The sequence below is a fragment of the Streptomyces sp. NPDC052301 genome (genome assembly GCF_044593395.1).
Lineage (GTDB): Bacteria > Actinomycetota > Actinomycetes > Streptomycetales > Streptomycetaceae > Streptomyces.
Genome location: NZ_JBIUBE010000014.1, coordinates 129,455 through 154,783, shown reverse-complemented (window position 1 = coordinate 154,783; position 25,329 = coordinate 129,455). Strand labels below are relative to the sequence as shown.

The following is a 25,329-nucleotide window of genomic DNA, read 5'->3' as shown; positions in this document are numbered from 1 at the left end:
CTTCTGCGCCCTGCGTATTCTTCCGAGTCGTGAGGCCGTTTGGCCACACACAACAAATGTGACGAAGGGAGAGACACATGTCGGACCGCGACTTCATCGAGACCCGTGACGCTCAGCAGGAGACCAGCAAGTGGTAATCCGCTGACGAGCGAGACCCGCCGCCCGTATGGAATTGCGTACCACGCATTTCCGTGCGGGCGGCACGTCGTCCGAGAGAGGTTGAGATGGTAGGTAATCGCGTTTCACACGTCATCGACATCCCCGCCGACCTGCTGGCGATCGACGACTCCACGGACGACCGCTACTGGGCGTCGGTCGGACGTGTCGTCGACCTGGCCGAGGAGAAGGGCAGGACCGCCGACGGGATCCCCCTGCTGGCCAGTCTCGTGGTCGGCCACCCGGAGTGGCCGGTGCGGGCCGGCGCGGTGCGGCTGCTGGCCGCGCACCACGCGGGCGTCCCCACCGCCGACACCGCCGTGGCCGCGGCGACCCACGACACCGTCGACTGGGTCGCGTTCACCGCGCTGAAGGTCATCACCGAGCACCGGATCTCCGCCGCCGTGCCCGACCTGATCCGGATCTCCGGCTGGCCCAGCAACTTCACCCGCCCCGACTGGGCGCGCAAGCCCGTCGGCTGCGGTGCCGCGCTCACCAAGCGCGCCCTCATCGCCGTGTTCGGCACCCGTGACCCCGCCGAGCTGCGCCGCCTCGAGGACGAGTACTTCTCGGACATGCGGGCCCGCATCGACGCCGCGCGCAAGCGGACCCGGACCCACCAGGACGTCGTGCTGGTGCCGGCCGGTCCGGCGATCATCGGCGCGAACGAGCAGCCCGACGCCTTCCGCATGGCGCAGGACGACACCACGCTGCGCGCCGTCGACGTGCCCGCCTTCCACATCGACCGCACCACCGTCACCAACGCGCGCTACCGGGAGTTCCTGGAGGAGGTCGGCGACTCCGGCGAGTTCGACCACCCGGACCAGCCGCTGGAGCGGTCGCACCGCCCCGCGCACTGGCACGACCCGCGCTTCAACGCGCCCGAGTTCCCGGTCGTCGGCATCGACTGGTACGACGCCTACGCCTTCGCGAAGTGGGCGGGCGGCTCGCTGCCCAGCGACATCCAGTGGGAGAAGGCCGCGCGGGGCGTGGACGGCCGCCGCTACCCGTGGGGCGAGGAGTGGGACCCCGCCCGGGTCAACTACGTGGAGCGCTCCTTCGGCGAGGCCGTGGCCGACCTCGACTCCCTCGAGGCGCTGCTGGTCACCATCGAGCAGGGGGAGAACCCCGCGCACCCGGTGCTGCCGGCGGACGCCCTGCCCGAGGGCGCGAGCCCGTACGGCGTCCTGCAGATGTCGGGGAACGTCTGGGAGCTGACCCGGACCAACTTCTACACGGGTGAGGACATGGATCCCTTCTTCAAGGGCCGCCACCCGCTGGACTTCATGAACCGCAAGGAGGCCTTCCACGTGCTGCGCGGCGGCACCTGGACGTCCCCTCCGGCCTGCCTCACCACGTTCTACCGGGGCAAGGACCTGATCACCGACCGGCACATGGAGGTCGGCTTCCGCTGCGTGTACGAGACGAGCGACTGATGCGTCTGACCTCCCTCGGCCATGCCGCGGTCCTCGTCGAGACGGGGACGGAGCGGATCCTCTTCGACCCGTGGCTCACCCAGCGCCTGGACCGGTTCTGGGAGCACCATCCGCCGCTGCCGGACGAGCTGGTCGCCCGGGTGCTCGACGAGGGCGTCGACTACGTGGTGCTCAGCCACCACCACTTCGACCACCACCACTTCCCCTCGCTGCTGCGCCTGGTCGACGGCGCCGACGTCGACTTCGACGACAGCCCGCGGCGGAGCTCCGGGGTCACCTGCATCTACCCCGCGGGCCCGGTGCCGCCGAAGCTGACCGCCTCCGGGCTCGGCCACCAGGCGATCGCCTGGACGCTGCGCCGCTTCGGCTTCGAGCGCCTGCACCCGGTGACGCCGGGCGACACGGTCACCCTGGGCGGGGCGACCCTGCGGACGTTCCCGTCGGCCGTGTCGTTCCCGGAGATGAGCGTGCTGGTGCAGACGGACGACGCGGCCGTCATGCTGTGCGGGGACGCCCTGCTGCACGAGGACACCGTGGCGGCGTTCCGCCGCGACGACGCGCCCCGCCTCGACGCCGTGTTCGTCCCCGCGCACAGCATGTCGCCGCCCGGCGTGCTCACCGAGCGCCGCCAGGTGACCGACCCGGACGGGGCCCGTGCCCGCGCCCTCGCGAACTTCGACCGGTACGTCGACGCGATCCCCGCGACCGTGACGGTGCCGTCCTCCTTCGGCTGGCGGATCAGCGGCGACGGCGAGCGCGACTACTCCTGGTGCAACCGGACGATCTTCCCGCTCAGCCCGGTCCAGGCCCTGCGCCGCCTGGACGAGCTGGGCCGCGACGGGCTGCTGTGGGGCCCGGGCCAGGTGATCGAGGTGGCCGACGGCAAGGCCGTACCGGCCGACGGCCCGGTCGGGCCCGGGGCGTACGACTTCGACGAGGTCTACGCCGAGGTCACCCTCGACCCGGACACGCAGGTGCCGCCGTTCGACGCCTCCCTGGACAAGTACGGCCGGCAGACCCGCGCCGGCGAGGAACTGCTGCGCGAGGTCCTGGACCGGCTGGTGGCGACCGACTACTGGTACCGGGCCCTGGACGACGGGGCCGGACGGCACGTCGTCTCCCTGTACGAGGACGACGGCAGCGAGACGTCGTTCCTGCTCGACCCGGTGACCGACCGTGTCACCCGGCTCGGCGCGGGACCGGCCCGCGGCCATGTCACCGGCGCCGAGGGCTGGACCGAGATGGCGGCGAGCACGCTCGAGGCCATGCTCGACGCCGACCTGCTGTTCGGCAGCTCCTTCGCCCTGTGGGCCAGCGACGGCGTGCTGCTCTCCGCGGTCTTCCACCACCCGTCGTTCTACACCCGCCATGTGGACCGCACCCTGCGGGAGGCGAGCGGCCCATGAGCGACGCTCCCACAGCGGTCCTGCTCGACCACGAGAGCACCTGCCTGCGGGACAACCCGCTGGGCGACCCCCACCGCCGCCGGATCGAGGTGCACCTGCCGCCCGGCTACGACGGCGTGCGGCGCTACCCGGTCGTGTACTGGCTGCCCGGGTTCGGCGCCCACCCCAGCCTCACCGGCCGGGCGCTCGCCTTCGGCGCGTCCGTCGCCGACCGGCTCCGCGCGGCGATGGCGGACGGCCGGGTGCCGCCCGCGCTCCTCGTCGTGCCCGACGGCACGACCGCCTACGGCGGCTCGCAGTACATCGACTCCGCCGCCTCCGGCCGGTACGCCGGCCACCTCGCCGAGGTCGTCGCGGAGGTGGACCGGCGGTTCGCCACCCGGCCGGAGCCGGCCTGGCGCGCCGTCGCGGGCAAGTCCAGCGGCGGCTACGGCGCGCTCGTCGCCGGCATGACGTCCGACCTGTTCGGATCCGTGCTCGCCTTCTCCCCGGACGCCGGGTTCGAGCACTGCTACCTGCCGCTGCTGCCCGCCGCGCTCGACACCGTGCGGGCGGCCGGCGGCGTCGACGCCCTGCTGGCGCGCCGGGACGGCGGACCGCACGACGTGCCCTTCATGGTGGCGATGAGCCTCGTCGCGATGGGCATGTGCTACGCCGACGACCCCGGGACCACCCCGTCGGACGCGCTGCCCTGCGACCCGCAGACGGGTGCGTTCCGCGACGAGGTGTGGCAGCGCTGGCTCACCCACGACCCGGTGCGGATGCTGCCCGCCCACGCCGAACGGCTCGCCGGGCTCGGCCTGCTCCACCTCAGCGTCGGCGAACGCGACGACTACGGCATGCACTGGGGGGTCCGGGCGCTGCACGCCGCCCTCGACGCGCACGGTGTCCCCCACCTCTACCGGGAGCACGAGGGCGGACACCACGGCATCGAGTACGTCTTCACCGAGGCCCTGGCCCGGCTGTGGCGGGTGTGGCGGGAACCGGAGCGTGACGCATGTGCGGCATAGCGGGCTTCGTCAGCCTGGACGGACGGCGGGACGCGGCGTGGCTGGACGCGCTGGGCCGGACCATGACGGCCGCCATGGCGCACCGCGGCGAGGGGGCTTGCGCCCCGTACGTCTCGGAGTGCGGCACCGTCATGCTGTGCGCGACCCGGCTGGCGGTCCGCGACCGCTCCGAGGCGGGCGACCAGCCGATGTCCGACCCCACCGGCCGGGTCGTCCTGGTGCACAACGGTGAGGTCTACGGCTCCCGTTCGCCCGCCCCGCCGCTGTGGCCGCGCCGCACCACCTGTGACACCGAGTTCGCGCTCCAGCAGGTCTGCCGCGAGTCCGACCCGGCCGCCGCGCTGCGACCGCTGTCCGGCATGTTCGCGCTCGCCTGGCACGACACGGTCTTAGGCCGTGTGGTGCTGGCCCGCGACCACTTCGGGGTGAAGCCGCTGTTCTACGCCCGCGTCCCCGGCGGGCTGCTGTTCGCCTCCGAGCAGGGGGTGCTGCTGCGCACCGGCCTGGTCATCCCCGAGGTGGAGCCCGAGGAGTACCTGCTGCGCTCCTGGATCCGGATGGACGCGGCCGACGACCGCACCTGGCTGCGCGGGGTGCGGGCGCTGCAGCCCGCCGAGTACCTGGTGGTCGACCGGCCGCGCACGAGCACCCACCGCTACTGGCAGCCCACCCCGGTGGACGGCCTGGTCGACGCCGGGGAGATCAGGGCCGCCTTCGACCGGGCGATCGCCGAACGGGCCGTGTCCGACGTGCCGCGGGCGGCGGTGCTCAGCGGCGGCGTGGACAGCACCGCCGCCGTCGCGGCCCTGACCGCGCTCGGGGTGCCCGTCGACGGATACGTGCTGCGCTACCAGGACGGCATCGGAGGCTCGGGCGACGACGTGGTGCACGCCGCCGAGGTCGCCGACCGGCTCGGCGTGCCGCTCACCGTCTGCGACCTGGACCGGCACACCGCCGCAGACCTGGTGCCGGTGCTGCCCACCCGGCTGATGCGGCCCCTGCTGCACGGCGCCGAGCTGGCCATGCACCACCTGTACCGGACCATCGCCGGCGACCGGAACGTGGTCGTCTACTCGGGGCACGGCGCCGACGAGCTGTGGGGCTACCAGGCCGGCCGGTACTTCCCCGTCGTCGACCCCTTCGCGCCCACGTACATCCACGGGCGCCACTACCTGACGAACGAGCTGTACTCCGACGAACGGCCGGTGTGGGCGCGCCTCGTGACGTGGCTGGCGGGCGAACTCGGCGTCGACATGACGGCGGTGACCGACCGGGTGTGGGAACGCACCATGGACGAGTACCGGAACCTCAAGACGGCGTCCCCGCTCAAACGCGGCCGGTACCACCTGCTGCGGCGCTTCCTGGTCTACGTCAACGACATGGTCGACGCCACCTCGGCGACCTTCACCCTGGAGGACCGGCCCGTCTTCCAGGACGTCGCCCTCGCCGAGCTGGCCTTCCGCTGCCCCGAGCACCTGAAGGACCGCGGCGAGCCCGGCACCAGCCACAAGGGGCTGCTCAAGGACGCCCTCGCCGACCTGTTGCCCGACTCGGTGCGGCACCGCCGCAAACAGGGCTTCCCGACCCCCACCGACCCCGGCTACGTCAGACAGCTGGCGGAGCTGGCCGACGGCCTCGGCTCCCCGTTCGGGCTGCCCCCGCTGCCGGCCGGGCTCCGGGCCGAACTGGGCGTCGGCGAATGGATGTTCCTTGCATCGACCTCCGCCTGGCTGGACCACCTCGCGGAGCTGAGAACCGACCCGAGGAGTCATGGTGAGCAGTACCGTCCCTCCGTGGCGCTGGCAGATTCTGGCCGGCGCGGCCGACCTTGACCCGGTGCCCCCGGCGCTGACGGAGGCCGAGGCCCAGGACTGGTGCAACTTCGTGCTGTGGCGGCCCTCCGCCCTGCCCGAGGGCTGCGACACCAGCGTCGGCACGCTGCGCCGCGAGGCTCCTCCGGGACGCGTCGACGCCGTGGGCCGCACCCCCTGGAGCGACGCCAACCCGGCCGGCTACCGCACCGAGATCTCCGGCGGCGGCCGTCGGCTGCGGCTGAAGCAGTTCCTGTACGACTGGGCGTTCCCGGCCGCGGACCACCCGTGCCTGTGGGGCAGCGAGACCCGGCCGTTCGAGATCGGCGAGGGCCGCGTGGCGTGGCTCGGCACCGACTACCTGGGCCACCCGGCCGGCAGCGCCCGGCTGGCCCGCACCACCGTCGAACTGTCGGTGCTGGAGGGCGAGTTCTCCGACGAGGAGATCGTCGCCCTGTTCGCCGCGCTGCGCCCGGCCGTGCCGGAGGCGGTGCCGCGGGTGCTGGGCACGCCGTTCGCCGAGCTGAGCTACTGGGCCCGGTACCCGGCCGACATGGTGTCGGTGCCCACCGGTGTCTTCTCCTTCCACCGGCGCGGGAGGCAGCACGAGGGCGACTGGGTCCCGTCGGCGGACGTCACCGCGTTCCTCACCCGGCAGGGAGTGCCGGTGTCGGTGGGCGGATTCCGTGCCGAGAGCGCCGCGGTCTTCGGCGACGGCGCCGCCGTACGCGAACTGGACGTCGTCTATCTGTCCGCGTCCGGCGACGAGGTGCGGCTCACGGCGCAGCGGACCGGCGGCGGTCGTCTGGAGTTCCCGCCGCAGCGGGACAAGCACCCGGCGAGCGACGAGCTGCGCGACCTCGACGGCCGCCCGGTCCATCTCGGTCACCTGAGCGCCGAGTTCGGCGCCTGCGACGCCTGGTGGCAGCACCCCGACGGGTACGACCTCAGGCTGCTCGGCAGCGCGGGCGCGGGCCTCGGACGGGAGGCGTTCCTCGGCCTGGTCGCCGAGCTGGACGCCGGGCTGCGGCTCGCCGGCCGCGCCGAGGTGCTGGGATGAGCGCGGCGGGACGGCCGGTCCTCGACCCCGCCACCGGCCGCGCCCTCACCCAGGTGCCGGACACCGACGGGCCCGGCGTCGCGGACGCCGTGGCCCGGGCGGACGCGGCCTTCCACGAGGGCTGGGCGGACACCTCCCCGGCCCGCCGCGCCGGCCTGCTGCGCGACCTCGGGCAGCTGCTGCGCGAGGACCGTGACGAGCTGGCCGCGCTGGAGCGGAGCAACGCGGGCAAGCCCACGGAACGCGCCCTCGGCGAGGTGGACTTCGCCGCCCAGGTCGTCGACTGGTTCGCCGCGGCGGCCAGGTACCCGGTGGGGGAGACCCATCCGGCCGGGCCCGGCATGCGCACCTACACCGACCGGGTGCCGGTCGGCGTGTGCGCGGCGATCGTGCCGAACAACTACCCGCTCCTGCTGGCCGTCTGGAAGATCGCCGCGGCGCTCGCGTACGGCAACACGGTCGTCGTCAAACCGGCGCCCGAGACCCCGCTCTCGCTCGGCCGCCTGGTCGACCGGGCCACCGAGGTGCTGCCCGAGGGCGTGCTCACGGCCGTCCACGGCGGCGCCGAGCCCGGCCGGCTGCTCTGCGACCACCCGGCCGTCGGCATGGTCTCCTTCACCGGCTCGACGGCGGCCGGCCGCGAGGTCGCGCGCCGCTGCGCCGACGGCCTCAAGCCCGTCTCGCTGGAGCTGGGCGGCAAGAGCCCGGTGGTGGTCTTCCGCGACGCCGACCTCGACGCGGCGGCGCGGGCGGTCGTCACCGGCTTCACCGGCAACACCGGCCAGGTGTGCGTGGCGGGCAGCCGCCTGATCGTCGACCGGGCGGTGCACGCGGAGTTCGTGGGCCGCGTGGCCGAGCTGGCCGGTGCCCTCCGGGTCGGCCGGCCCGCGGACCCGGGCACCGATCTGGGGCCGCTGATCAGCCGGGCCGCCGCCGACCGTACGGCCGAGGTGGCCGAGGAGGCGGCGGCGCGGGGCGCGCGGATGATCCTGCCGCCCGGCCGCTCCACGGTCCGACACGACCTCGACGGCGGGTTCTACGTCCATCCGGTCGTCCTGGACGACGTGCCGTACGACAGCCGTGCCTGGCGCGAGGAGATCTTCGGTCCCGTGCTCTCCGTCGCCTCGTTCGACGAGGACACGGAGGCCCTGGCCCTCGCGCACGACACCGCGTACGGCCTGTCCGCCTCGGTCTGGACCTCGGACGCCGACCGCGCCGAGCGGTTCGGCCGGGCCCTGCGCGCCGGCATGGTGTGGGTCAACACCTGGGGGGACACCGAGGAGACGGTCAGCGTCTCGGGGCTCGGCCAGTCCGGATACGGCCGTGAGCTGGGCATCCACGCGGTGGAGGGCTACACCAGGCCCCGCGCCGTCTGGGTGGCCCATCGGACGGGGAGGTAGGCGGCGATGGACCAAGGCACGTTCCCCTGGCTCGACTTCCGCAGCGACACCCGTACCGTGCCGGACGCCCGGATGCGGGCGGCGATGTCCGGCGCGGAGGTCGGCGACGACGTGTACGGCGACGACCCCACGGTCACCGCCCTGGAGGAGCAGGTCGCCGAACTGCTCGGCGCAGAGGCGGCGTTGTTCGTCCCCACCAGCACGATGGCGAACCTGCTCGCCCCGCTCGCCGTACCCGGCCCGGGGGCGCCCGCACCACGGGTGATCGCCGGTGCCGACACCCACATCGCGTTCCTGGAGGCGGACGGGCTGCGCCGCTTCGGCGGGGTCGACCTGCTGACGGTGGAGCAGCTCCCCGACGGCCTGCCCGACCTCGACGCCCTGGAGGCGCTGCTGTCCGCCGGTGCGGACGCGCCGACCGTGGTCTGTCTCGAGAACACGAGCATGATGCGCTCCGGCAACGCGCTCGACGCCGAGGCGACGCGCACCGTGGCCGCGCTGGCCCACCGGTACGGCGCCCACCTCCACCTGGACGGCGCCCGGCTCGCCAACGCGGCCGTGGCCCTCGGGGTCCCGCTCCGGGAGCTGGCCGAGCCGGCGGACAGCGTCACCTTCTCGGTCTCCAAGGGGCTCGGGGCGCCGGTCGGCGGACTGCTGTGCGGCACGGCCGAGTTCGTGGCCCGGGCCCGCGGGTCGAGGACGTGGCTGGGCGGCTCGCTGCACCAGGCGGGGGTCGTCGCGGCGGCCGCGCTGGTCGCCCTCGGCCGGCTGCCCGACCTGGCCGGCGACCATGCGACGGCCGCCGCGCTCGCCGCCGGCCTGGAGTCGGTGCCCGGCGTGGAGCTGCTGCGCCCGCCCCGGCCGACCAACATCGTCATGGCGCGGATCGCCGGGCTCACCCCGGACGCGTGCGCGGAGCGCCTGGCCGGCCACGGGGTCCGGGTGCTGCCGCTGCCGAACGGCTGTGTGCGCTTCGTGACGCACCGGTCGCACGACCTGACCGGCGTCCGCGAGGCCGTCAGGGCGCTGGCGGCCGTGGCGGAAACGGCGTCCACGTTCAGGTGACATGAGTGCCCGACGTGCTTGTCTGGCCCGAGACATGACATGAACTACCGCATGGCACAACCGACATGGATGGAGGAAACATGACGGAGGCAGCACCACCGCGCAGCCTGGAGGAGCGGCTGCGGGACACCCGCGCCCGCCTGGAGAAGGACGTCGACCTGTGGGTGGCGACATCGGGCGGCTCGACCGGCGTCCACCTCGTCCCGCTCTCGTACCTCTGGGACGGGACCGCGATCCTCATCTCGACGCCGCGGACCTCGGTCACCGGCCGCAATCTGCTGGCCGACGGCCGGGTGCGGCTCGGGGTCGGACCGACCCGTGACGTCGTGATCATCGAGGGGACCGCGGAGCCGGTGGACGTCGCCGAGCTGGGTGCGGACACCGGTGACGCGTTCGCGGACAAGACCGGCTTCGACCCGCGCAAGCTCGACGACTACCAGTACTTCCGGATCGTGCCGCGCCGCATCCAGGCCTGGCGCGAGGCGAACGAGCTGGCCGGGCGCGGCCTCATGCGCGACGGCGCCTGGCTCGGCTGATCCCCGGGCCCGGGCCTCACGACGCCCGTGCCGGCCGGTCACGCGGGTGACCGGCCGGCACCGGCGGAGTCCACCCGTTCTTGACCGGAGCTGAAGAGGGCTTTGCCACGCTGCGAGCGCTAGGCATCCGTCTTTTCTGGAAGGGCGAACATGGGAGCAATCGAGGTTCCGGTCCTGATCGTCGGCGGCGGCGGATGCGGTCTGTCCGCCTCCGTCTTCCTGTCCGACCAGGGCGTCGATCATCTGCTGGTGGAGCGGCACCCGGAGACGTCCAGGATCCCGAAGGCGCACTATCTCAACCAGCGCACGATGGAGATCTACCGCCAGCACGGGATCGCCGAGGACGTGCTCGCCGAGGCGGCACCGCTGGACAAGTTCGGCAAGGTGCGCTGGATGACCACGCTCGCCGGCGACGGACCGCTGGACCGCCGCCTGATCCATGAGATGGACGCCTTCGGCGGCGGTGAGCTGGAGGAGACCTACGCGGCGGTCGGACCCGTCCTGCCCGCCAAGCTGCCCCAGATGTGGCTGGAGCCGATCCTGCGCCGGCACGCGGAGGACCGCAACCCCGGGCGGATCCTCTTCCACCACGAGGTGACCTCCTTCTCCGACGAGGGCGACCACGTCCTCGCCGAGGTGCGCGACACCGAGACCGGGGAGATCACCACGGTCAAGGCGCAGTACCTGATCGGGGCCGACGGCGGCCGCTTCGTCGGCCCCGCCGTCGGCATCAAGATGCAGGGGCCGCCCGGGCTGGTCAACACCACCACCGCCTACTTCTCCGCCGATCTGTCCGAGTGGTGGGAGGAGGGCACGCTCATCACGCACTTCCTCAGCCCGGAGGACCCCGACCTGTCCAGCAACCTCATCGAGATGGGGCCGAGCTGGGGCAAGTCCTGCGAGCAGTGGGGCCTGCACTTCGCCCCCGGCCCGCCCGGACGCTGGGACAACGAGACGGTCGTCCCCCGGATCCGTGAACTGCTGCGCATACCGGACCTGGAGATCACCGTCCACAAGGTGACGGACTGGATCGTGGACTCGCTCCTCGCCGACCGCTACCGGGTCGGCCGGGTGCTGATCGCCGGTGACGCCGCGCACAAGCAGCCGCCCGCCGTCGGCCTCGGCCTCAACACCGGTATCCAGGACGCCCACAACCTCGCCTGGAAGCTGGCCGCGGTGCTCGGTGGCTGTGCGCCCGACAGCCTGATCGACACCTACGAGGCCGAGCGCCGGCCCGTGGGCCGGCAGAACGTCGACTGGGCGGTGTCAGCCGCCGTCCACCACCAGGCGGTCATCGACGCCGTCGGCGTCGGCCACAACATCCCGGCGGGGCGCCGCAAGCAGCGGCTGGAGGCGTACTTCGACCCGTCCCCGCTCGGCGACACCGTGCGGGCGCGCGCCCTGGAGATCTTCCACACCCACCGGGGCGGCTGCCAGTCGCTCGACATGGAGATCGGCTTCCACTACGAGGACGGCGTGGTCCTCCCCGACGGCACCGAGCCGCCGGCTCTCGTCCCGATGCGCAACGAGCACACGCCGACGTCCCGCCCCGGGCACCGGCTGCCGCACGCCTGGCTCACCCGGGACGGCCAGCGCCTGTCCACCCTCGACGTGGCGAGCCGCACCGACTTCACGCTGATCACCGGCCCGGAGGGGACGCCGTGGTGCGAGGCGGCGGCGCGGGTGGCGGAGAAGTTCTCCATCCCGGTCGTCACGGCCCGCATCGGCGCCGGCGAGGAGTACGCCGACGTGGACGGCGGGTGGGAGGCCGTCCGGCAGATCGGCGACGCCGGCGCGCTCCTGGTCCGCCCCGACCACCACGTCGCCTGGCGCAGCACGGACGGCGCCGCGGACGCCGAGCAGGTCCTGGTGGAGGCGTTCCGCTCCCTGCTGGACCGCTGACACCCGGCCGATCGACGCCGGCTCGTCCGAGCCGGCGTCGATCGCTGTGCGCACACACGGACGCGGGCAGCGGCACGAAGGCGTGGGGAGCAAAGAGAAGTGGCCGTGCCCGGTCGTCGGGCACGGCCACCGGTGTGCCCGGAACGACGGACCGTTCCGGGCGGGCTCGCTCAGACGGCTGCCGCGACCGTACGGCCGGCGGCGTCCCTGTCCTTGTCCTTCTTCAACCAGGTGAGCACCTGGTCGGTGGCCTTGCGCGCGGTGGCCATGCAGACACCGACGCCCACGCCGTCGTACAGCGCACCGCACACCGCGAGGCCCGGCTGGGCCGCCACCGCGTCCCGGATCCGCTGCACCCGGTCCAGATGGCCGACGGTGTACTGCGGCAGGGCGTCGGCCCAGCGGCTCACCCGGCTCGCCACCGGGGCACCGGTCACACCGGTGGCCTCGGCGAGCTCGGCCGTCGCCAGTGCGACCAGATCGGCGTCGTCGCGCTCCAGCAGGTGCTCCTCGCCGAGCCGGCCGAGCGAGCAGCGGACGATCTCCACCTCACCGGCCAGGTGCGGCCACTTCACCGTCGTGAAGGTGACCTCCTTGACCGCCTTGCCCTCCACCGCGGGCACCCGGTAGGCGGCGTAACCGCGGCCGGAGAGCCCGCCGGGGAACGCCGAGCGCGGGTAGGCGAGGGTGACCGTCGCGACACTCGCGTACGGCACCTCGGCGAGCGCCGAGACGGCGGGCGAGGTCCCGGGGACCTGGCCGAGCAGCCGGCTCGCGGGGCCGGCCGGTACGGCGACGATCACGGCGTCCGCGTCGATGTACTCGGGGTCGCCTGCCGTGCCGACGGTCACCCGCCAGCCGTCCGCGGTGCGCTCCAGCCCGCTGACGGGGGCCCCGGTGCGAAGCGACGCGTCCGGCGCCGCCGCAAGGACCTCGCGGACCAGCACCGGAGGCAGCGAGCCGAAGCCGCCCTCGAGCGTGGCGACGCTCACGGGCGGCAGCTTCTCGCCCTCCTGCAGCTGCGGCGTCAGCGAGCCGGCCGCGTCCGCGAGCGAGACGTGGCTACGGGCCGCCATGGCCAGCGGGGTCAGCGTGGCCTCGAACGACAGATCCTCGGCACGGCCGGAGAACACACCGGCGAGGAACGGTTCGACGAGACGGTCCACGACCTCCTGACCGAGCCGCCCTCCGACGAACGACGCGACCGAGACGTCACCGTCCCGGTCGAACGAGGGCAGCACGAGGTCCTGCCGTGCGCGGTCGAGCCCTTCCGCGGACAGCACGCCGGACCGGGCGAGGTCGTCCATGTCGCACGGCACGCCCATGAACTGGCGGTTGGGCTGCTCGCGGATCTCGCCCCTGGTCCAGATCGCCGACGCGGTGACGCCGGCCGACATGATCCGCTCGCCGAGCCCGGCGTCCTTGATCAGCCCGGTGGTCTTGCGGCGGTTGGCGTACAGCGACTCGGCGCCCTCGTCGACCGCGACCCCCGCCACCTCGGAGACCAGCAGTTTCCCGCCGATCCGGGACGACCCCTCCAGGAGCGTCACCCTGACCGGCGCGTTCCGCAGATGGAACGCCGCCGACAGTCCCGCGATACCTCCACCGACGATGACCACATGAGGCTTCCCGCTCACCTGATCCCGTTCGCTGCCAGCCATTCCACCAGCTCCTTCATGGTTACGGTGTCGTAGGGCCCGCCTCGGCGCCGACGGTCGACGCCGAGACGGGCGTTCGCAGTGTGACCGGGGGCTCCGGAACCCCGGTCGAGGGCGACTGGACCCCGGCAGCCCTAGGTCCGCGGGGTGCCGAACCAGCGGCCGAGCGCCTCGCGGAGGTCTTCGGTGCTGCCGGGGGAGGTCCAGGCGACGTAGCCGTCGGGGCGTACGAGTACTGCGTCCAGGGGTGCGTCGGCGTCGGTGGTCCAGGTGCCGGTGACGACGTCGAGCCGGTCGTCGAGGCCTTGGGCCTGCCGGGCGAGGGTGGTGTCGGTGGTGAGGAGCAGGCCGTGTCCGGCGTGCAGCAGTTCGGCGACGTGGGTGCGGGTGCCGTCGGGCCGGGTGAGTTCGGTGTGCGGCGGCATGCGCAGGCCGAGCAGCGGGTGGTCGCCCTTGCCGACCTCGTAGCGGATGCCGAGGTTGCTCAGCATGCCGGCCAGGTACGCGGCGGCGTCCGGGTGCGCCACCAGCTCGGTCATGATGCCGCGGACCGGGTCCATGTCCTCGCCGGTGAGCCGCAGTTCGATCGCCGCGCGGGCGTTGCGGGCCAACTGGGCTCCCACCGGCCGGCGTTCGGCGTCGTAGGTGTCGAGCAGGCCCTCCGGGGCCCAGCCCTTGATCGTCGCCGCCAGTTTCCAGCCGAGGTTCACCGCGTCCTGGATGCCCACGCTCAGCCCCTGCGCCATGGCAGGCGGCTGCACGTGCGCGGCGTCGCCGGCCAGGAACACCCGGCCGCGCCGGTACTCCGCGGCGGCCCGTGAGGCGTCGGTGAAGCAGCTGATCCAGCGGCACTGTCCGTGGTGGATGGACTCACCGGTGAGCCGCTGCCAGGCGTCGGCGAGGTCGTCGTAGGTGAGGGAGGCGCGGTCGCGCGGCGCCGTCCCGGCCTCGTGGACGACGACCCGGGTCACGCCGTTCTCCAGGTCCATCGCCATGATCATGCTGCCGCCGGGCAGGTTCTCGCCGATGCGCCGCTTACGGGTCTCGATCCCGGTGACGTCGGCGGTGAGGAAGCCGCGCGTGCCCTCGGTGCCGGGGAAGCCGATCCCGGCCAGCTTGCGCACCGCACTGCGCCCGCCGTCGCAGCCGATCAGATAGCCGGCGCTGTCCTCGCGGGTGCCGTCGGGGCCGTCGACGCTCACCACGACGCCGTCGGCGGTCTCCTGGAAGCCGGTCACCTCGTGGCCGCGCAGGACCGGCACGCCCAGCTCGGTCACCCAGTCCTCCAGCATCCGCTCGGTGCGGAACTGGGAGACGCCGCGGTGGCCGTAGTGGTCCTCCGCCAGCATGCCGAGGTCGATCCGGACCCCGCCGAAGTGGCTGTCGGCGCGCTCGGTCTCGCCGAGCCGGCCGAGCAGGCCCCGCTGGTCGAAGCACTCGGCGGTGCGCTTGGTGAAGCTCGCGCCGCGCGACTCGCGGGGCGGGGTGGGAAGCCGCTCGTACACGACGACGTCCACGCCGCGCAGCCTGAGTTCGCCCGCGGCCATCAGCCCCACCGGGCCGGCGCCGACGACGATCACATCCCTGGCCATGTGTAACGCTCCTCTTCCGATGGGGTTCTCGTCGATGCCGCCGGTCACCGGCCGGCGGGCTGGGGGACGCGGGGGGTGCCGAACCAGCGGCCGAGCGCCTCGCGGAGGTCTTCGGTGCTGCCGGGGGAGGTCCAGGCGACGTAGCCGTCGGGGCGTACGAGTACTGCGTCCAGGGGTGCGTCGGCGTCGGTGGTCCAGGTGCCGGTGACGACGTCGAGCCGGTCGTCGAGGCCTTGGGCCTGCCGGGCGAGGGTGGTGTCGGTGGTGAGGAGCAGGCCGTGTCCGGCGTGCAGCAGTTCGGCGACGTGGGTGCGGGTGCCGTCGGGCCGGGTGAGTTCGGTGTGCGGCGGCATGCGCAGGCCGAGCAGCGGGTGGTCGCCCTTGCCGACCTCGTAGCGGATGCCGAGTCCGCTCACGATCCCGGCGACCTGCTCCGCCGCGTCCTTGTGGGCCAGCAGCTCGCCCATGACCTCGCGGACCGGGTCCATGGCCGAGTCCCCGAGGTAGACCTTCGACGCGGCCTGGGCATTGCGGATCAACTCCCGCCCGACCGGGTGCCGTTCGGTGTGGTAGGTGTCGAGCAGGCCCTCGGGCGCCCAGCCCTTGACGGTCGCGGCGAGTTTCCAGCCGAGGTTGGCGGCGTCCTGCAGTCCGGCGCTGAGCCCCCACGCCGCCAGCGGCGGGATCTCGTGCGCGGCGTCGCCCGCCAGGAGCACCCGGCCGCGCCGGTACTCCTCGGCCAGCGCGGCGGAGTTGCCGGTGGCCCACAGCCACTGGGGCTGCGCGTGGTCGATGGACTCACCGGTGAGCCGTCGCCAGGCGTCGGCGACCTCGGCGAACGTCAGGGCGCCCGGGTCGGGGCGGGTGGGCAGGGACAGGTCGTGGACGACGATGCGGAAGCGGCCCTCGCCCACCGGGGTGCACACCACCATGCTGCCGCCGGGCAGCCGCTCGCCGATCGGCCGGGGCCGCAGGGCGACGCCGGTGATCTCCGCGGTGTACATGCCCCGGGTGGGCTCCCAGCCGGGAGCGGGGATGCCGGCCAGGGTCCGCACGGCACTTCCCGCTCCGTCGCAGCCGACCACGTACGCGGCGCTCTCCTCACCGGGTCCGTCGGGGCCGGTGAAGGAGACCACGACGCCCTCGGCGGTCTCGCGGAGCCCCGTCACCTCGTGGCCGCGGCGCACGGGCACGCCGAGGTCGGCCAGCCAGCCGCTCAGCGCCTCCTCGGTCCGGGCCTGGGACAGGCCCAGCACCCCGCTGTGGTCGTCGTCGAGCATGCCGAGGTCGAAGCGGACCCCGCCGAAGTGCCCCATCGGGCCCCAGCGGAACTCGCCCAGCCGGGCCAGCAGCCCGCGCTGATCCAGCGTCTCGGCGGCCCGCCGGTTGAACCCGAGGGCACGGGACTCCCCGGACGGGACGGGCAGCCTGTCGTGGACGACGACGTCCACCCCGGCCAGGCGTAGCTCGCCGGCGAGCAGCAGGCCGACAGGCCCGGCACCGACCACTATGACGTCAGTATTTCTCATATTCAGGCCCTCTGCGCTGTGGCAATGGTTGGCCATTGTGAAGCTACCGAGGGCCATGTTCGACCGCAATGAAAGGGAATGCGGGAACGCCGTCTAGCGTTCGACCGCGGATTCAGCACGCTTGAACGCGGATTCTGAACAGTTGAACGCCGGGTTCAATGGCAATGTCAGAGGTGCCTCCGGCTTTCGCCTCTTACTACCGTGAATGCGAGAGCAATTCGGACCGCGAAAGGAAAAGACGTGCCGGCTCAGAAGGTCGCGCTCATCACGGGCGCCAACAAGGGCATCGGCTTCGCCGTCGCACGACAGCTCGGTGAGCAGGGGATCGTCGTCCTCGTCGGCGCGCGGGACGAGGTGCTCGGCAAGCAGGCAGCCGAGGCGCTCACCGCTGACGGCATCACGGCGGAGCCGCTCCGGCTCGACGTGACGGACCCGGCCTCCGTGGCCGCGGCCGCCGCCGAGATCGAACGGCGCCACGGCCGCCTGGACATCCTGGTCAACAACGCGGGCGTCGCCGGCGGCTTCACCGGGGCGCCGAGCGAGGCGACCGCCGCCGATCTGCGGGAAGTGTACGAGACCAACGTCTTCGGCGTGGTCACCGTGACGCACGCGCTGCTGCCGCTGCTGCGCCGCTCCCCGGCCGGCCGCATCGTCAACCTGTCCAGCCACACGGCGTCCCTGACCCTGACGACGACCCCGGGATCCCCGCTGGCCGGCCTCAACATGATCGCCTACCAGTCCTCGAAGACCGCGCTGAACGCGGTCACGGTCGCCTACGCCAAGGAGCTGCGCGACACCCCGGTCAAGGTCAACGCCGCCCTCCCCGGAGTGGTGGCCACGGACATCAACCACCACCGCGGTCACCGCACACCCGCCGAGGGAGCGGGGATCGCGGTCCGGCTCGCCCTGCTGGACGAGGCCGGCCCGTCGGGCCAGTGCCTGGCGGACGAGGGACCCGTTCCGTGGTAGCGCGGGACGGTACCGACTAACAGAGAGGCACGGCATTGCTCCAGATCACGATCAGCGACCTGCAGACCATCATGCGCGAGTGCGCGGGAGAGGCCGAGGACGCGCTGCCGCTCGAGGAGGCGCCCGACCGTCCTTTCGAGGAGCTGGGCTACGACTCCCTCGCGCTGCTCGAGACGTACAGCAGGATCGAGCGGGACTACGGCATAGAGCTCTGTGAGGACGAGCTCGGCGCGATCAACACCGCTCAGGCACTCGTCGACCTCACCAACTCGCTGCTGCAGCTGAAGGTGATGTCGGCGGCCTGATCCCGCACGGGCCCGGGGCCGTTCGCGGCCCGCACATCTGATCGCCGGGCCGGGCGAGGACCCGGCGGACACAAGACATGGAGACGGAAAGTGGCGGTTGAAGGAACGATCCTGGTGCTGGGCGGTACCGGCCGGCAGGGCGGGGCGGTGGCCCGTGAGCTGCTGCGGCGCGGGCACACCGTGCACGCCCTGGTCCGCGACCCGGAGAAGGCCGAGGCCAGGGAGCTTCAGGAGGCGGGCGCGCAACTGGTCCGCGGTGACATGGACGACGAGGCGTCGCTGGCGGCGGCGATGGAGGGCGTCCACGGAGTGTTCAGCGTCCAGACGTTCCGGGGCCCCGGCGGCGTCGAGGCCGAGGAGCGGCAGGGCCGGGCGGTGGCCGACGCGGCGGTCCGGGCCGGCGTACGGCACTTCGTGTACAGCTCGGTCGGCGGCGCGGACCGGGACACCCGGGTGCCGCACTTCGAGAGCAAGCTGAGGATCGAGCGGTACCTGGAGACCCTGGACCTGCCGACGACGGTGCTGCGGCCGGTCATGTTCCACGACATTCTCCTCGACATCGCTCCCCGCCCGGTGGAGGGCGAGCTGGTGCTGGCCATGTGGCTGGACCCGAACACCCCGGTGCAGCTCATCGCCACCAGCGACATCGGCGCGTTCGCCGCGGACGCCTTCGACGACCCTCGGGCCTGGATCGGACGGGTGGTGGAGATCGCCGGTGAGGAACTGACCGGACCGCAGATGGCCGCGGCGTTCGAGGCCGCGTCCGGGGTCCCGACCCGCTTCCAGCAGCTGCCCATCGAGCCACTGCGCGCCGCCCGCCCGGACCTCGCCAACATGTTCGACTGGTTCGAGCGCGACGGCTACCACGCCGACCTGCCGGAACTCCGCCGGAACAGGCCGGACCTGGTGTCGCTGGAGACCTGGCTGAGCGCCAACTGGACCGCCCCCCTGGTCGGTTCCCGGAACTGACCGCGGTGGTCAGGTGAAGATCGGGTCGCGGGTGCGGGTGCGCTTGAGTTCGAAGAAACCGTCGGTCCCGGCCACGGCGAGGAAGCCGTCCCAGAGCCGCAGCGCGGCCTCGCCGCGCGGGGTCGGGGTGACCACGGGCCCGAAGAACGCCACGTCCCCCACCGCGATGACAGGGGTGCCCACGTCGGTGCCGACGCGGTCGATGCCGTCGTTGTGAGAGGCGCGCACCGCGCCGTCGAACGCGTCGGAGCCGGCCGCGTCGGCCAGGGCGGGATCCAGGTCCGCGGCGGTCAGGGCCGCCGCGTACGTGGACCGCTCCTTGGGCGCCTTCTGAAGATGGAACCGGGTGCCGAGCTCGGTGTAGAGCCGTCCCAGCACCTTCGAGCCGTAACCCTGCTCGGCGGCGGCGCAGACCCGCACCGCCTCCATGCGCAGGGCCAGGTCCCGGTGCCAGCGCTCGGGCAGGTTCTCGCGCCCTTCGTTGAGCACGGTCAGGCTCATCAGGCGCCAGCGCACGTCGAGGGGCCGCTGCCGCGCGACCTCGAGGATCCAGCGGGAGGTCAGCCAGGCCCAGGGACAGGTCGGGTCGAACCAGAAATCCACCGGGATCGGGGTGTCGTGCGGCAACGTCGGCCTCCTTGATGGGTCCGGTCGGATCGCGATCAGTAGTTTCCGAGGCCGCCGCAGACGTTGATCGCCTGCGCGGTCACCGGCGCCGCGGCGTCGGAGACCAGGTAGGAGACGAGGCCGGACACCTCCTCGGGGGTGGAGTAGCGGCCGAGCGGGATCTTCGCCTGGAAGCGCTCCAGGATCGCCGCCTCGGTCGTCTCGTGGTGGGCGGCGTACCCCTGCCGCACGCGCTGCGCCATCGGCGTCTCGACATAGCCGGGGCAGACGGCGTTGACCGTCACGCCCGTCTTGGCGAGCTCCAGCCCGAGCGCCTTGGTGAAGCCGACGACACCGTGCTTGGACGCCGAGTAGGGGGCGCCGAGCACGACACCCTGCTTACCGCCCGTGGAGGCGATGTTGATGATGCGACCCCAGCCCCGCTCGACCTGCCCGCCCGCCTTGAGGACGGCGCGCGTCATCAGGAAGACGCTGTTCAGATTGGTGTCGATGACGTCGTACCAGAGCTCGTCGTCGATCTCCGAGGTCGTGCCGCCGCCGCTGCGGCCGGCGTTGTTGACCAGGACGTCGACGCGCCCGTAGCGCTCCACGACCGTGTCGACGAGCGTGGCGACCTCGGCCGGCCTGCGGACGTCGGTGGCCAGGCCGTCGGCGTCGTGACCGTCCGCCCGCAGCTTGTCGACCGTCTCCCGGACGGTCTCGGGGTTCCGCGCGCACAGGAAGACCCTGAGCCCCTGGCCCGCGAGCTGCTCGGCGATCGCGAGGCCGATTCCGCTCGTGCCGCCGGTGATCAGCGCCACCTTCTGTCCGTTGTCCGCCATTCCGCGTGCTCCTTCTCGGGTGTATGCCGGGCCCGAACAACCTGGCAACGAGGGCCGGATTCCCGGTCGAGGGCCGGTGGAGGTGCTTTCCGTTCAACCGCCCGGATTCGCCACTTGAACGTTCGAGAACCCTTGAGAACGGCCGGAAACGTTCGAGAACGTTCGAGGTGGCAATTTCCAATAATTCACGCGGTTGCGGGGCCGAGAAGTGGCCACCTATCGTCGGGGAATACGTGAAAAAGGCGCTCTGAAGGGAAAGCAATGTCCGTATCGCCCGAGGTCCGCGACCAGTCCGACTCGTACGCGCTGCTCAATATCATTCAGGGTGCCGTGATTACCCAGGCGATTTTCGTCGTCGCCAAGCTGGGTGTCGCGGACGTGCTCACCGACGGGCCGCTGTCCGCCCGGGACATCGCCCAGCGGGTCGGCTCGGACCCCAAGGCGACCCACCGGATCCTGCGCGCGCTCGCCGGCCACGGCGTCTTCGCGGTCCGCCCGGACGGCCGCTACGAGAACACCGCGCTGTCCGAGAAGCTCCGCGAGGACGCGCCGGACTCGATGCGCGGCTTCGGCCTGCTGATGGGACACCCGCTGCTGTGGGAGGAGTTCGGCCACCTGATCACCACCGTGCAGACCGGTGAGGCCAACCTGCCCAAGCTGCGCGGCAAGGGCGCGCTGGACTTCTTCCACGCCACCCCGGAGTACGCGGCCGTGTTCTTCCAGGCGTTCGGGCAGCTCTCCGAGTCGGAGACCGACCCGATCCTGGCCGCCTACGACTTCTCGCAGTTCGGCACGGTCGTGGACGTCGTCGCCGGCCGCGGCAACCTGCTGGCGGGCATCCTCAAGCAGGCGCCCGACGTCAAGGGCGTGCTGTACGACTCCGAGATCGCCACCGTGGACTCGCAGGCCTACTTCGAGGCGGCCGGTGTCGCCGACCGGCTCACCATCACGCACGGCGGCTACCTCGACAAGCTGCCGGCCGGCGGTGACGCCTACCTGTTCAAGCACATCATCCACGACTTCTCCGAGGAGGACGCCGTGACGGCCCTGCGCAACGCGCGCGAGGCGATCGGCCCCGACGGCAAGCTGCTCGTCATCGAGTACGTGCTCCCGGAGAACAACGAGAACCACCTCGGCCACACCATCGACCTCTGGCTGATGCTCATGCTCGGCGCCCAGGACCGCACGCTCGCCGAGTACACCGAGCTGTTCGCCAAGGCCGGCTTCAAGGTCACCAGGGCCGTCCCCACCTCCGCGCCGATCTCGATCATCGAGGCGATCCCGGTCTGATCCCCGACGGGCCCCCGTCGCGGAAGTCGAGGCTCAGGACAGGAAGAATCATGGATACCGATGTCATTGTGGTCGGGGCGGGTCCGGCGGGACTGACGCTCGCGGCCGAGCTCCGCCTCGGCGGCGTCGACGTCATCGTCTTCGAGCAGCGGGCCGAGCGCAGCTGGGAGTCACGGGGCATCGGCTTCACCGCGCGCGCCACCGAGATGTTCCACCAGCGCGGGATCCTCGAACGCCTGGAGAACATCGAGATCACCCGGCGGGGGCACTTCGGCGGCCTTCCGATCGACTACGGGGTGCTGGAGGGCTCGCACTTCGGCGTGCGCGGCGCACCCCAGTACAAGATCGAGGAGATGCTCGAGAACCGGGCGCTGGAGCTGGGCGCCTCCCTGCGCCGGGACCACGAGCTGACCGGTCTGACCGACACCGGGGACGGCGTCACCGCGCTCGTGCGGGGGCCGGACGGACCCGAGGAGTGCTCCGCCCGCTACCTGGTGGGCTGCGACGGCGGCCGGAGCACGGTCCGGCACCTGGCGGGCTTCGAGTTCGCCGGCTCCGACGCCACCCGCGAGATGTATCTGGCGGACGTCCGCGGCTGCGACATCAAGGCGCGGATGATCGGCGAGCTGCTGCCGAACGGCATGATCATGGCCGCGCCGCTGGAGCAGGGCTACACCCGCATCATCGTCTGCGAGAACGGCACCAGGCCGGACCCCCAGCGCGAAGTGACGTTCACCCAGGTCGCCGACGCCTGGCAGCGGTTGACCGGTGACTCGATCCACCACGGCGACGCCCGCTGGGTGAGCCGCTTCACCGACGCCACCCGGCAGGCCACCGAGTACCGGCGTGGCCGGGTGCTGCTGGCCGGGGACGCCGCGCACATCCACCTGCCCGCCGGCGGCCAGGGGCTGAGCGTCGGGGTGCAGGACGCCTTCAACCTCGGCTGGAAGCTGGCGGCGACGGTACGCGGCCGGGCGCCCGAGGGCCTGCTGGACACCTACCACGCCGAGCGCCACCCGGTCGGCGCGCGCCTGCTGCGCAACACCCTCGCCCAGGGCACGCTCAACCTCACCGGCAGGTCGGTCCAGCCGCTGCGGGCCGTGCTGGCCGAACTCATCGAACTCCCGGCGGTGGCACGCCATCTGTCCGGCATGGTGAGCGGTTTCGACATCCGCTACGACCTGGGCGGAACCGACCCCGGCCGGCCGGCGCACCCGCTGCTCGGCACCCGTATGGCCGACCGGGAGCTGGACCTCGCCGACGGCGGCCACGACCGGATCGCGCGGCTGCTGCACCCGGCCCGGGGCGTCCTGATCACCTCCGACGCCTCGACCGGGACGGCCGCCTCCGGCTGGACCGACCGGGTGGACGTGGTCCGGGTGCGCGGCTTCCCGCCCGGACCGGAGGAGGGCGGAGCCGCGACCGAGTCGGTGCTGCTGCGTCCCGACGGCTACGTGGCCTGGACGGCACCGGACGGAGGCGACCTCACCGCGGCGCTGCGGCGCTGGTTCGGCGAGCCCGGCTGAAAGCGCCCCTGAGGGGCGCGGGGCCGTACCGACATGCGGCTCCGCCGCGTGAGCGCGACCAGCCACGACGGACGCGCAGACGGTCGACGCGCCATCGCGGCGACCCCCTTACCGATTGGAGAAGAGACGTGACCGAGACCCCGGTCCGTGAAACCGAACACGCCATCGACGTGGCCGCCCCCGCGGAAACGGCGTACGCCCTCGTCGCGGACGTCGGCAGATGGCCCGAGATCTTTCCCCCGACCGTGCACGCCGAGGTCGTCGAGAAGGACGGCGACGCGGAGCTGATCCGGCTCTGGGCGACCGCCAACGGTGCCGCCAAGACCTGGACCTCCCGGCGCGTGCACAACCCGGCGCGGCTGAGCGTGTCGTTCCGTCAGGAGCGCTCGCAGCACCCGGTCGGCGGCATGGGCGGCGAGTGGGTGGTGGAGCCCGTCTCCGCGACCTCCTGCCGGGTGCGCCTGCTGCACGACTTCCACGCGGCGACCGACGACCCCGCCGACCTCGACTGGATCAGCCGGGCGGTCGACCGCAACAGCGCCTCGGAGCTGCAGGCGCTGAAGGCGAGCGCCGAGGCGGCCGGCTCGGACGAGCTGCTCACCTTCGACGACACCGTGACGGTCGACGGCAGCGGCAAGGACGTCTACGACTTCCTCAACGAGGCGAACCTCTGGCGGGAGCGGCTGCCGCACGTCGCCCGGGTGTCGCTGGAGGAGGACGAACCCGGCCTGCAGATCCTGGAGATGGACACCCGCACCAAGGACGGCAGCACCCACACCACGCGGTCCGTGCGTGTGTGCCGGCCGGCGACGAGCATCGTGTACAAGCAGATCGTCCTGCCCGCGCTGATGACGCTGCACACCGGGCGCTGGCTCATCGAGGAGCGCGCCGGCGGCGGGGTGTCGGTGACCTCCCGGCACACCGTGCGGATCAACACGGAGAACATCGCCGGGGTGCTCGGCGCCGACGCCACGGTCGAGACCGCGCGGCAGTTCGTCCGTACCGCGCTGAGCGGCAACAGCCTGGCCACCCTGGGCCTGGCGAAGGCCTACGCCGAGAGTGCCGGCGGCGGGCGCACGGAGTCGTGAGCCCGACCCGGGCGGCGGCGCCGGTCGTGGTGGTCGGCGCGGGCCCCGTCGGGCTGCTGCTGGCCTGCGAGCTGAGGCGGGCCCGGGTCCCGGTGGTCGTCGTGGAGCGGCTGGCCGAGCCGATGACCGAGTCCCGGGCCAGCCAGCTCACCACACGTACCGCCGAGCTGCTGCACGAGCGCGGGTTCGACGCGCTGCTCGCCGAGGCCGCGCACGAACCCCGGACGCACTTCGGCGGGCTGGGGTTCGCGCTGTCCGAGGTGGACAGCGCCTACGCGGGCCACTGGAAGGTGCCGCAGTACCGCACCGAGGCCGCGCTGGGCGCGCGCGCCGCGGAGCTGGGCGCGACGGTACTGCGGGCCCACGAACTGACCGGCCTGGACCCGGACCCGGACCACGTCCGCTGCGCGGTCCAGGGGCCCGACGGCCCGCTGCGGATCCGGGCGCCGTACGTCGTGGGCTGCGACGGCGCGCACAGCACCGTACGCCGGCTGGCCGGGTTCCCCGTGACGGCCACGGCGGCGACCAAGGAGCTGCTGCGGGCCGACCTCACCGGCCTCGGCATCCGCGACCGCCGGTTCGAACGGCTTCCCGGCGGCTTCGCGGTGGCGGCGACCCGGAACGGCGTCACCCGGGTGATGGTGCACGCGTTCGGCACCGACGTGCGCGACCGTCCGGGACCGCCCGCGTTCGAGGAGGTCGTCCGGGCCTGGGCGCGGGTGACCGGCGAGGACATCTCCGGCGGCACGCCCCGGTGGCTGGACGCCTTCGACAACGGCAAGGGCCAGGCCACCGAGTACCGGCGCGGCCGGATCCTGCTGGCGGGCGACGCCGCCCACTGGCATGCGCCGGTCGGCGGCCAGGCGCTCAACATGGGCCTGCAGGACGCCGTCAGCCTGGGCCGGCACCTCGCCGCGGCCGTGCACGACCGGACGGCACCCGGATCTCTGGACGCCTACCACGACGAACGGCATCCCGCCGCCGCCCGGGTGCTCGACCATGTCGCGGCCCAGGAACAGCTGATGTTCGGCGGCCCCGAGGCCGAGCCGCTGCGCGCGGTGCTCTCCGAGCTGATCGGCCTCGACCAGGTCCGCGCCCATCTGACGGCGCTGGCGAGCAACCTCGACCACCGGTTTCGACAGTTTTGACGGACAGATACGGACAGATACGGAC

Annotated in this window: 21 protein-coding genes; 16 read left to right on the top strand and 5 right to left on the bottom strand. The window is 72.8% G+C overall.

The window, feature by feature from the left end:
• The first annotated feature begins 224 nt into the window (after positions 1-224).
• The 9 genes from ACIHEJ_RS32120 (at position 225) to ACIHEJ_RS32080 (ending at position 11,782) form a co-directional block, all read left to right on the top strand.
• Complete coding sequence (locus tag ACIHEJ_RS32120; protein WP_400140720.1) at positions 225-1,592, top strand: formylglycine-generating enzyme family protein; 1,368 nt, start codon at positions 225-227, stop codon at positions 1,590-1,592.
• Positions 1,592-2,998 carry an MBL fold metallo-hydrolase gene (locus tag ACIHEJ_RS32115; protein WP_400140718.1) on the top strand — a complete coding sequence of 469 codons (1,407 nt, stop codon included), beginning with the start codon at positions 1,592-1,594 and terminating at the stop codon, positions 2,996-2,998. The genes ACIHEJ_RS32120 and ACIHEJ_RS32115 overlap by 1 nt, the downstream gene beginning before the upstream one ends.
• A complete protein-coding gene (locus ACIHEJ_RS32110) occupies positions 2,995-4,008 on the top strand; it encodes an alpha/beta hydrolase (RefSeq protein ID WP_400140716.1) in 1,014 nt (337 codons plus the stop codon). Before ACIHEJ_RS32115 ends, ACIHEJ_RS32110 begins: the two co-directional genes overlap by 4 nt.
• A complete protein-coding gene (locus ACIHEJ_RS32105; protein ID WP_400140714.1) occupies positions 3,996-5,840 on the top strand; it encodes an asparagine synthetase B family protein in 1,845 nt (614 codons plus the stop codon). Before ACIHEJ_RS32110 ends, ACIHEJ_RS32105 begins: the two co-directional genes overlap by 13 nt.
• Positions 5,779-6,879 carry a hypothetical protein gene (locus tag ACIHEJ_RS32100; protein ID WP_400140712.1) on the top strand — a complete coding sequence of 367 codons (1,101 nt, stop codon included), beginning with the start codon at positions 5,779-5,781 and terminating at the stop codon, positions 6,877-6,879. Before ACIHEJ_RS32105 ends, ACIHEJ_RS32100 begins: the two co-directional genes overlap by 62 nt.
• Positions 6,876-8,279: an aldehyde dehydrogenase family protein gene (locus ACIHEJ_RS32095; protein ID WP_400140710.1), complete on the top strand. Its 1,404-nt coding sequence runs from the start codon at positions 6,876-6,878 to the stop codon at positions 8,277-8,279. The genes ACIHEJ_RS32100 and ACIHEJ_RS32095 overlap by 4 nt, the downstream gene beginning before the upstream one ends.
• Positions 8,280-8,285: 6 nt before the next feature.
• The gene (locus tag ACIHEJ_RS32090) at positions 8,286-9,344 is read left to right on the top strand and encodes a threonine aldolase family protein (RefSeq protein ID WP_400140709.1); all 1,059 of its coding nucleotides are present in this window, start codon (positions 8,286-8,288) and stop codon (positions 9,342-9,344) included.
• A gap of 80 nt (positions 9,345-9,424) precedes the next feature.
• On the top strand, positions 9,425-9,880 hold the full coding sequence (locus ACIHEJ_RS32085; protein ID WP_400140707.1) for a pyridoxamine 5'-phosphate oxidase family protein: 456 nt from the start codon (positions 9,425-9,427) through the stop codon (positions 9,878-9,880).
• 150 nt (positions 9,881-10,030) lie between these two features.
• Complete coding sequence (locus tag ACIHEJ_RS32080) at positions 10,031-11,782, top strand: FAD-dependent monooxygenase (RefSeq protein WP_400140705.1); 1,752 nt, start codon at positions 10,031-10,033, stop codon at positions 11,780-11,782.
• Positions 11,783-11,952: 170 nt separating this feature from the next.
• Here ACIHEJ_RS32080 and hemG read toward each other — a convergent pair whose 3' ends face one another.
• The 3 genes from hemG to ACIHEJ_RS32065 all read right to left on the bottom strand — a co-directional run bounded on the left by hemG (position 11,953) and on the right by ACIHEJ_RS32065 (position 16,561).
• A complete protein-coding gene (gene hemG / locus ACIHEJ_RS32075) occupies positions 11,953-13,443 on the bottom strand; it encodes a protoporphyrinogen oxidase (RefSeq protein WP_400140703.1) in 1,491 nt (496 codons plus the stop codon).
• A gap of 131 nt (positions 13,444-13,574) precedes the next feature.
• A complete protein-coding gene (locus ACIHEJ_RS32070) occupies positions 13,575-15,032 on the bottom strand; it encodes an FAD-dependent monooxygenase (protein WP_400140701.1) in 1,458 nt (485 codons plus the stop codon).
• 44 nt (positions 15,033-15,076) lie between these two features.
• Positions 15,077-16,561, bottom strand: coding sequence for an FAD-dependent monooxygenase (locus ACIHEJ_RS32065; RefSeq protein WP_400140700.1), 1,485 nt, complete (start codon positions 16,559-16,561; stop codon positions 15,077-15,079).
• A gap of 240 nt (positions 16,562-16,801) precedes the next feature.
• Between ACIHEJ_RS32065 and ACIHEJ_RS32060 the strand changes: the two genes are divergently transcribed.
• From ACIHEJ_RS32060 to ACIHEJ_RS32050, 3 genes are all read left to right on the top strand, one after another.
• Positions 16,802-17,530, top strand: a complete 729-nt coding sequence (locus tag ACIHEJ_RS32060) for an SDR family oxidoreductase (RefSeq protein WP_400140698.1) — start codon at positions 16,802-16,804, stop codon at positions 17,528-17,530.
• A gap of 35 nt (positions 17,531-17,565) precedes the next feature.
• The gene (locus ACIHEJ_RS32055; protein WP_400140696.1) at positions 17,566-17,835 is read left to right on the top strand and encodes an acyl carrier protein; all 270 of its coding nucleotides are present in this window, start codon (positions 17,566-17,568) and stop codon (positions 17,833-17,835) included.
• Positions 17,836-17,925: 90 nt separating this feature from the next.
• Positions 17,926-18,804 (top strand): NmrA/HSCARG family protein, encoded by an 879-nt coding sequence (locus ACIHEJ_RS32050; RefSeq protein ID WP_400140694.1) that lies wholly within the window; start codon positions 17,926-17,928, stop codon positions 18,802-18,804.
• Between the two features lie 9 nt (positions 18,805-18,813).
• Here ACIHEJ_RS32050 and ACIHEJ_RS32045 read toward each other — a convergent pair whose 3' ends face one another.
• Together ACIHEJ_RS32045 and ACIHEJ_RS32040 are read right to left on the bottom strand one after the other, a co-directional pair.
• Entirely contained in the window at positions 18,814-19,431 is a 618-nt protein-coding gene (locus tag ACIHEJ_RS32045; RefSeq protein ID WP_400140692.1) for a DsbA family protein, read from the bottom strand.
• A gap of 35 nt (positions 19,432-19,466) precedes the next feature.
• The gene (locus ACIHEJ_RS32040) at positions 19,467-20,252 is read right to left on the bottom strand and encodes an SDR family NAD(P)-dependent oxidoreductase (RefSeq protein ID WP_400140690.1); all 786 of its coding nucleotides are present in this window, start codon (positions 20,250-20,252) and stop codon (positions 19,467-19,469) included.
• 261 nt (positions 20,253-20,513) lie between these two features.
• On the opposite strand from ACIHEJ_RS32040, the gene ACIHEJ_RS32035 reads away from it, so the two are divergent.
• The 4 genes from ACIHEJ_RS32035 to ACIHEJ_RS32020 all read left to right on the top strand — a co-directional run bounded on the left by ACIHEJ_RS32035 (position 20,514) and on the right by ACIHEJ_RS32020 (position 25,304).
• Complete coding sequence (locus ACIHEJ_RS32035) at positions 20,514-21,542, top strand: methyltransferase (protein ID WP_400140688.1); 1,029 nt, start codon at positions 20,514-20,516, stop codon at positions 21,540-21,542.
• Between the two features lie 50 nt (positions 21,543-21,592).
• On the top strand, positions 21,593-23,068 hold the full coding sequence (locus ACIHEJ_RS32030) for an FAD-dependent monooxygenase (RefSeq protein ID WP_400140686.1): 1,476 nt from the start codon (positions 21,593-21,595) through the stop codon (positions 23,066-23,068).
• A 128-nt stretch (positions 23,069-23,196) separates the two neighbouring features.
• Complete coding sequence (locus ACIHEJ_RS32025) at positions 23,197-24,156, top strand: aromatase/cyclase (protein WP_400140684.1); 960 nt, start codon at positions 23,197-23,199, stop codon at positions 24,154-24,156.
• Positions 24,153-25,304, top strand: coding sequence for an FAD-dependent monooxygenase (locus tag ACIHEJ_RS32020; RefSeq protein WP_400140682.1), 1,152 nt, complete (start codon positions 24,153-24,155; stop codon positions 25,302-25,304). The genes ACIHEJ_RS32025 and ACIHEJ_RS32020 overlap by 4 nt, the downstream gene beginning before the upstream one ends.
• The last annotated feature ends 25 nt before the right edge of the window (positions 25,305-25,329 follow it).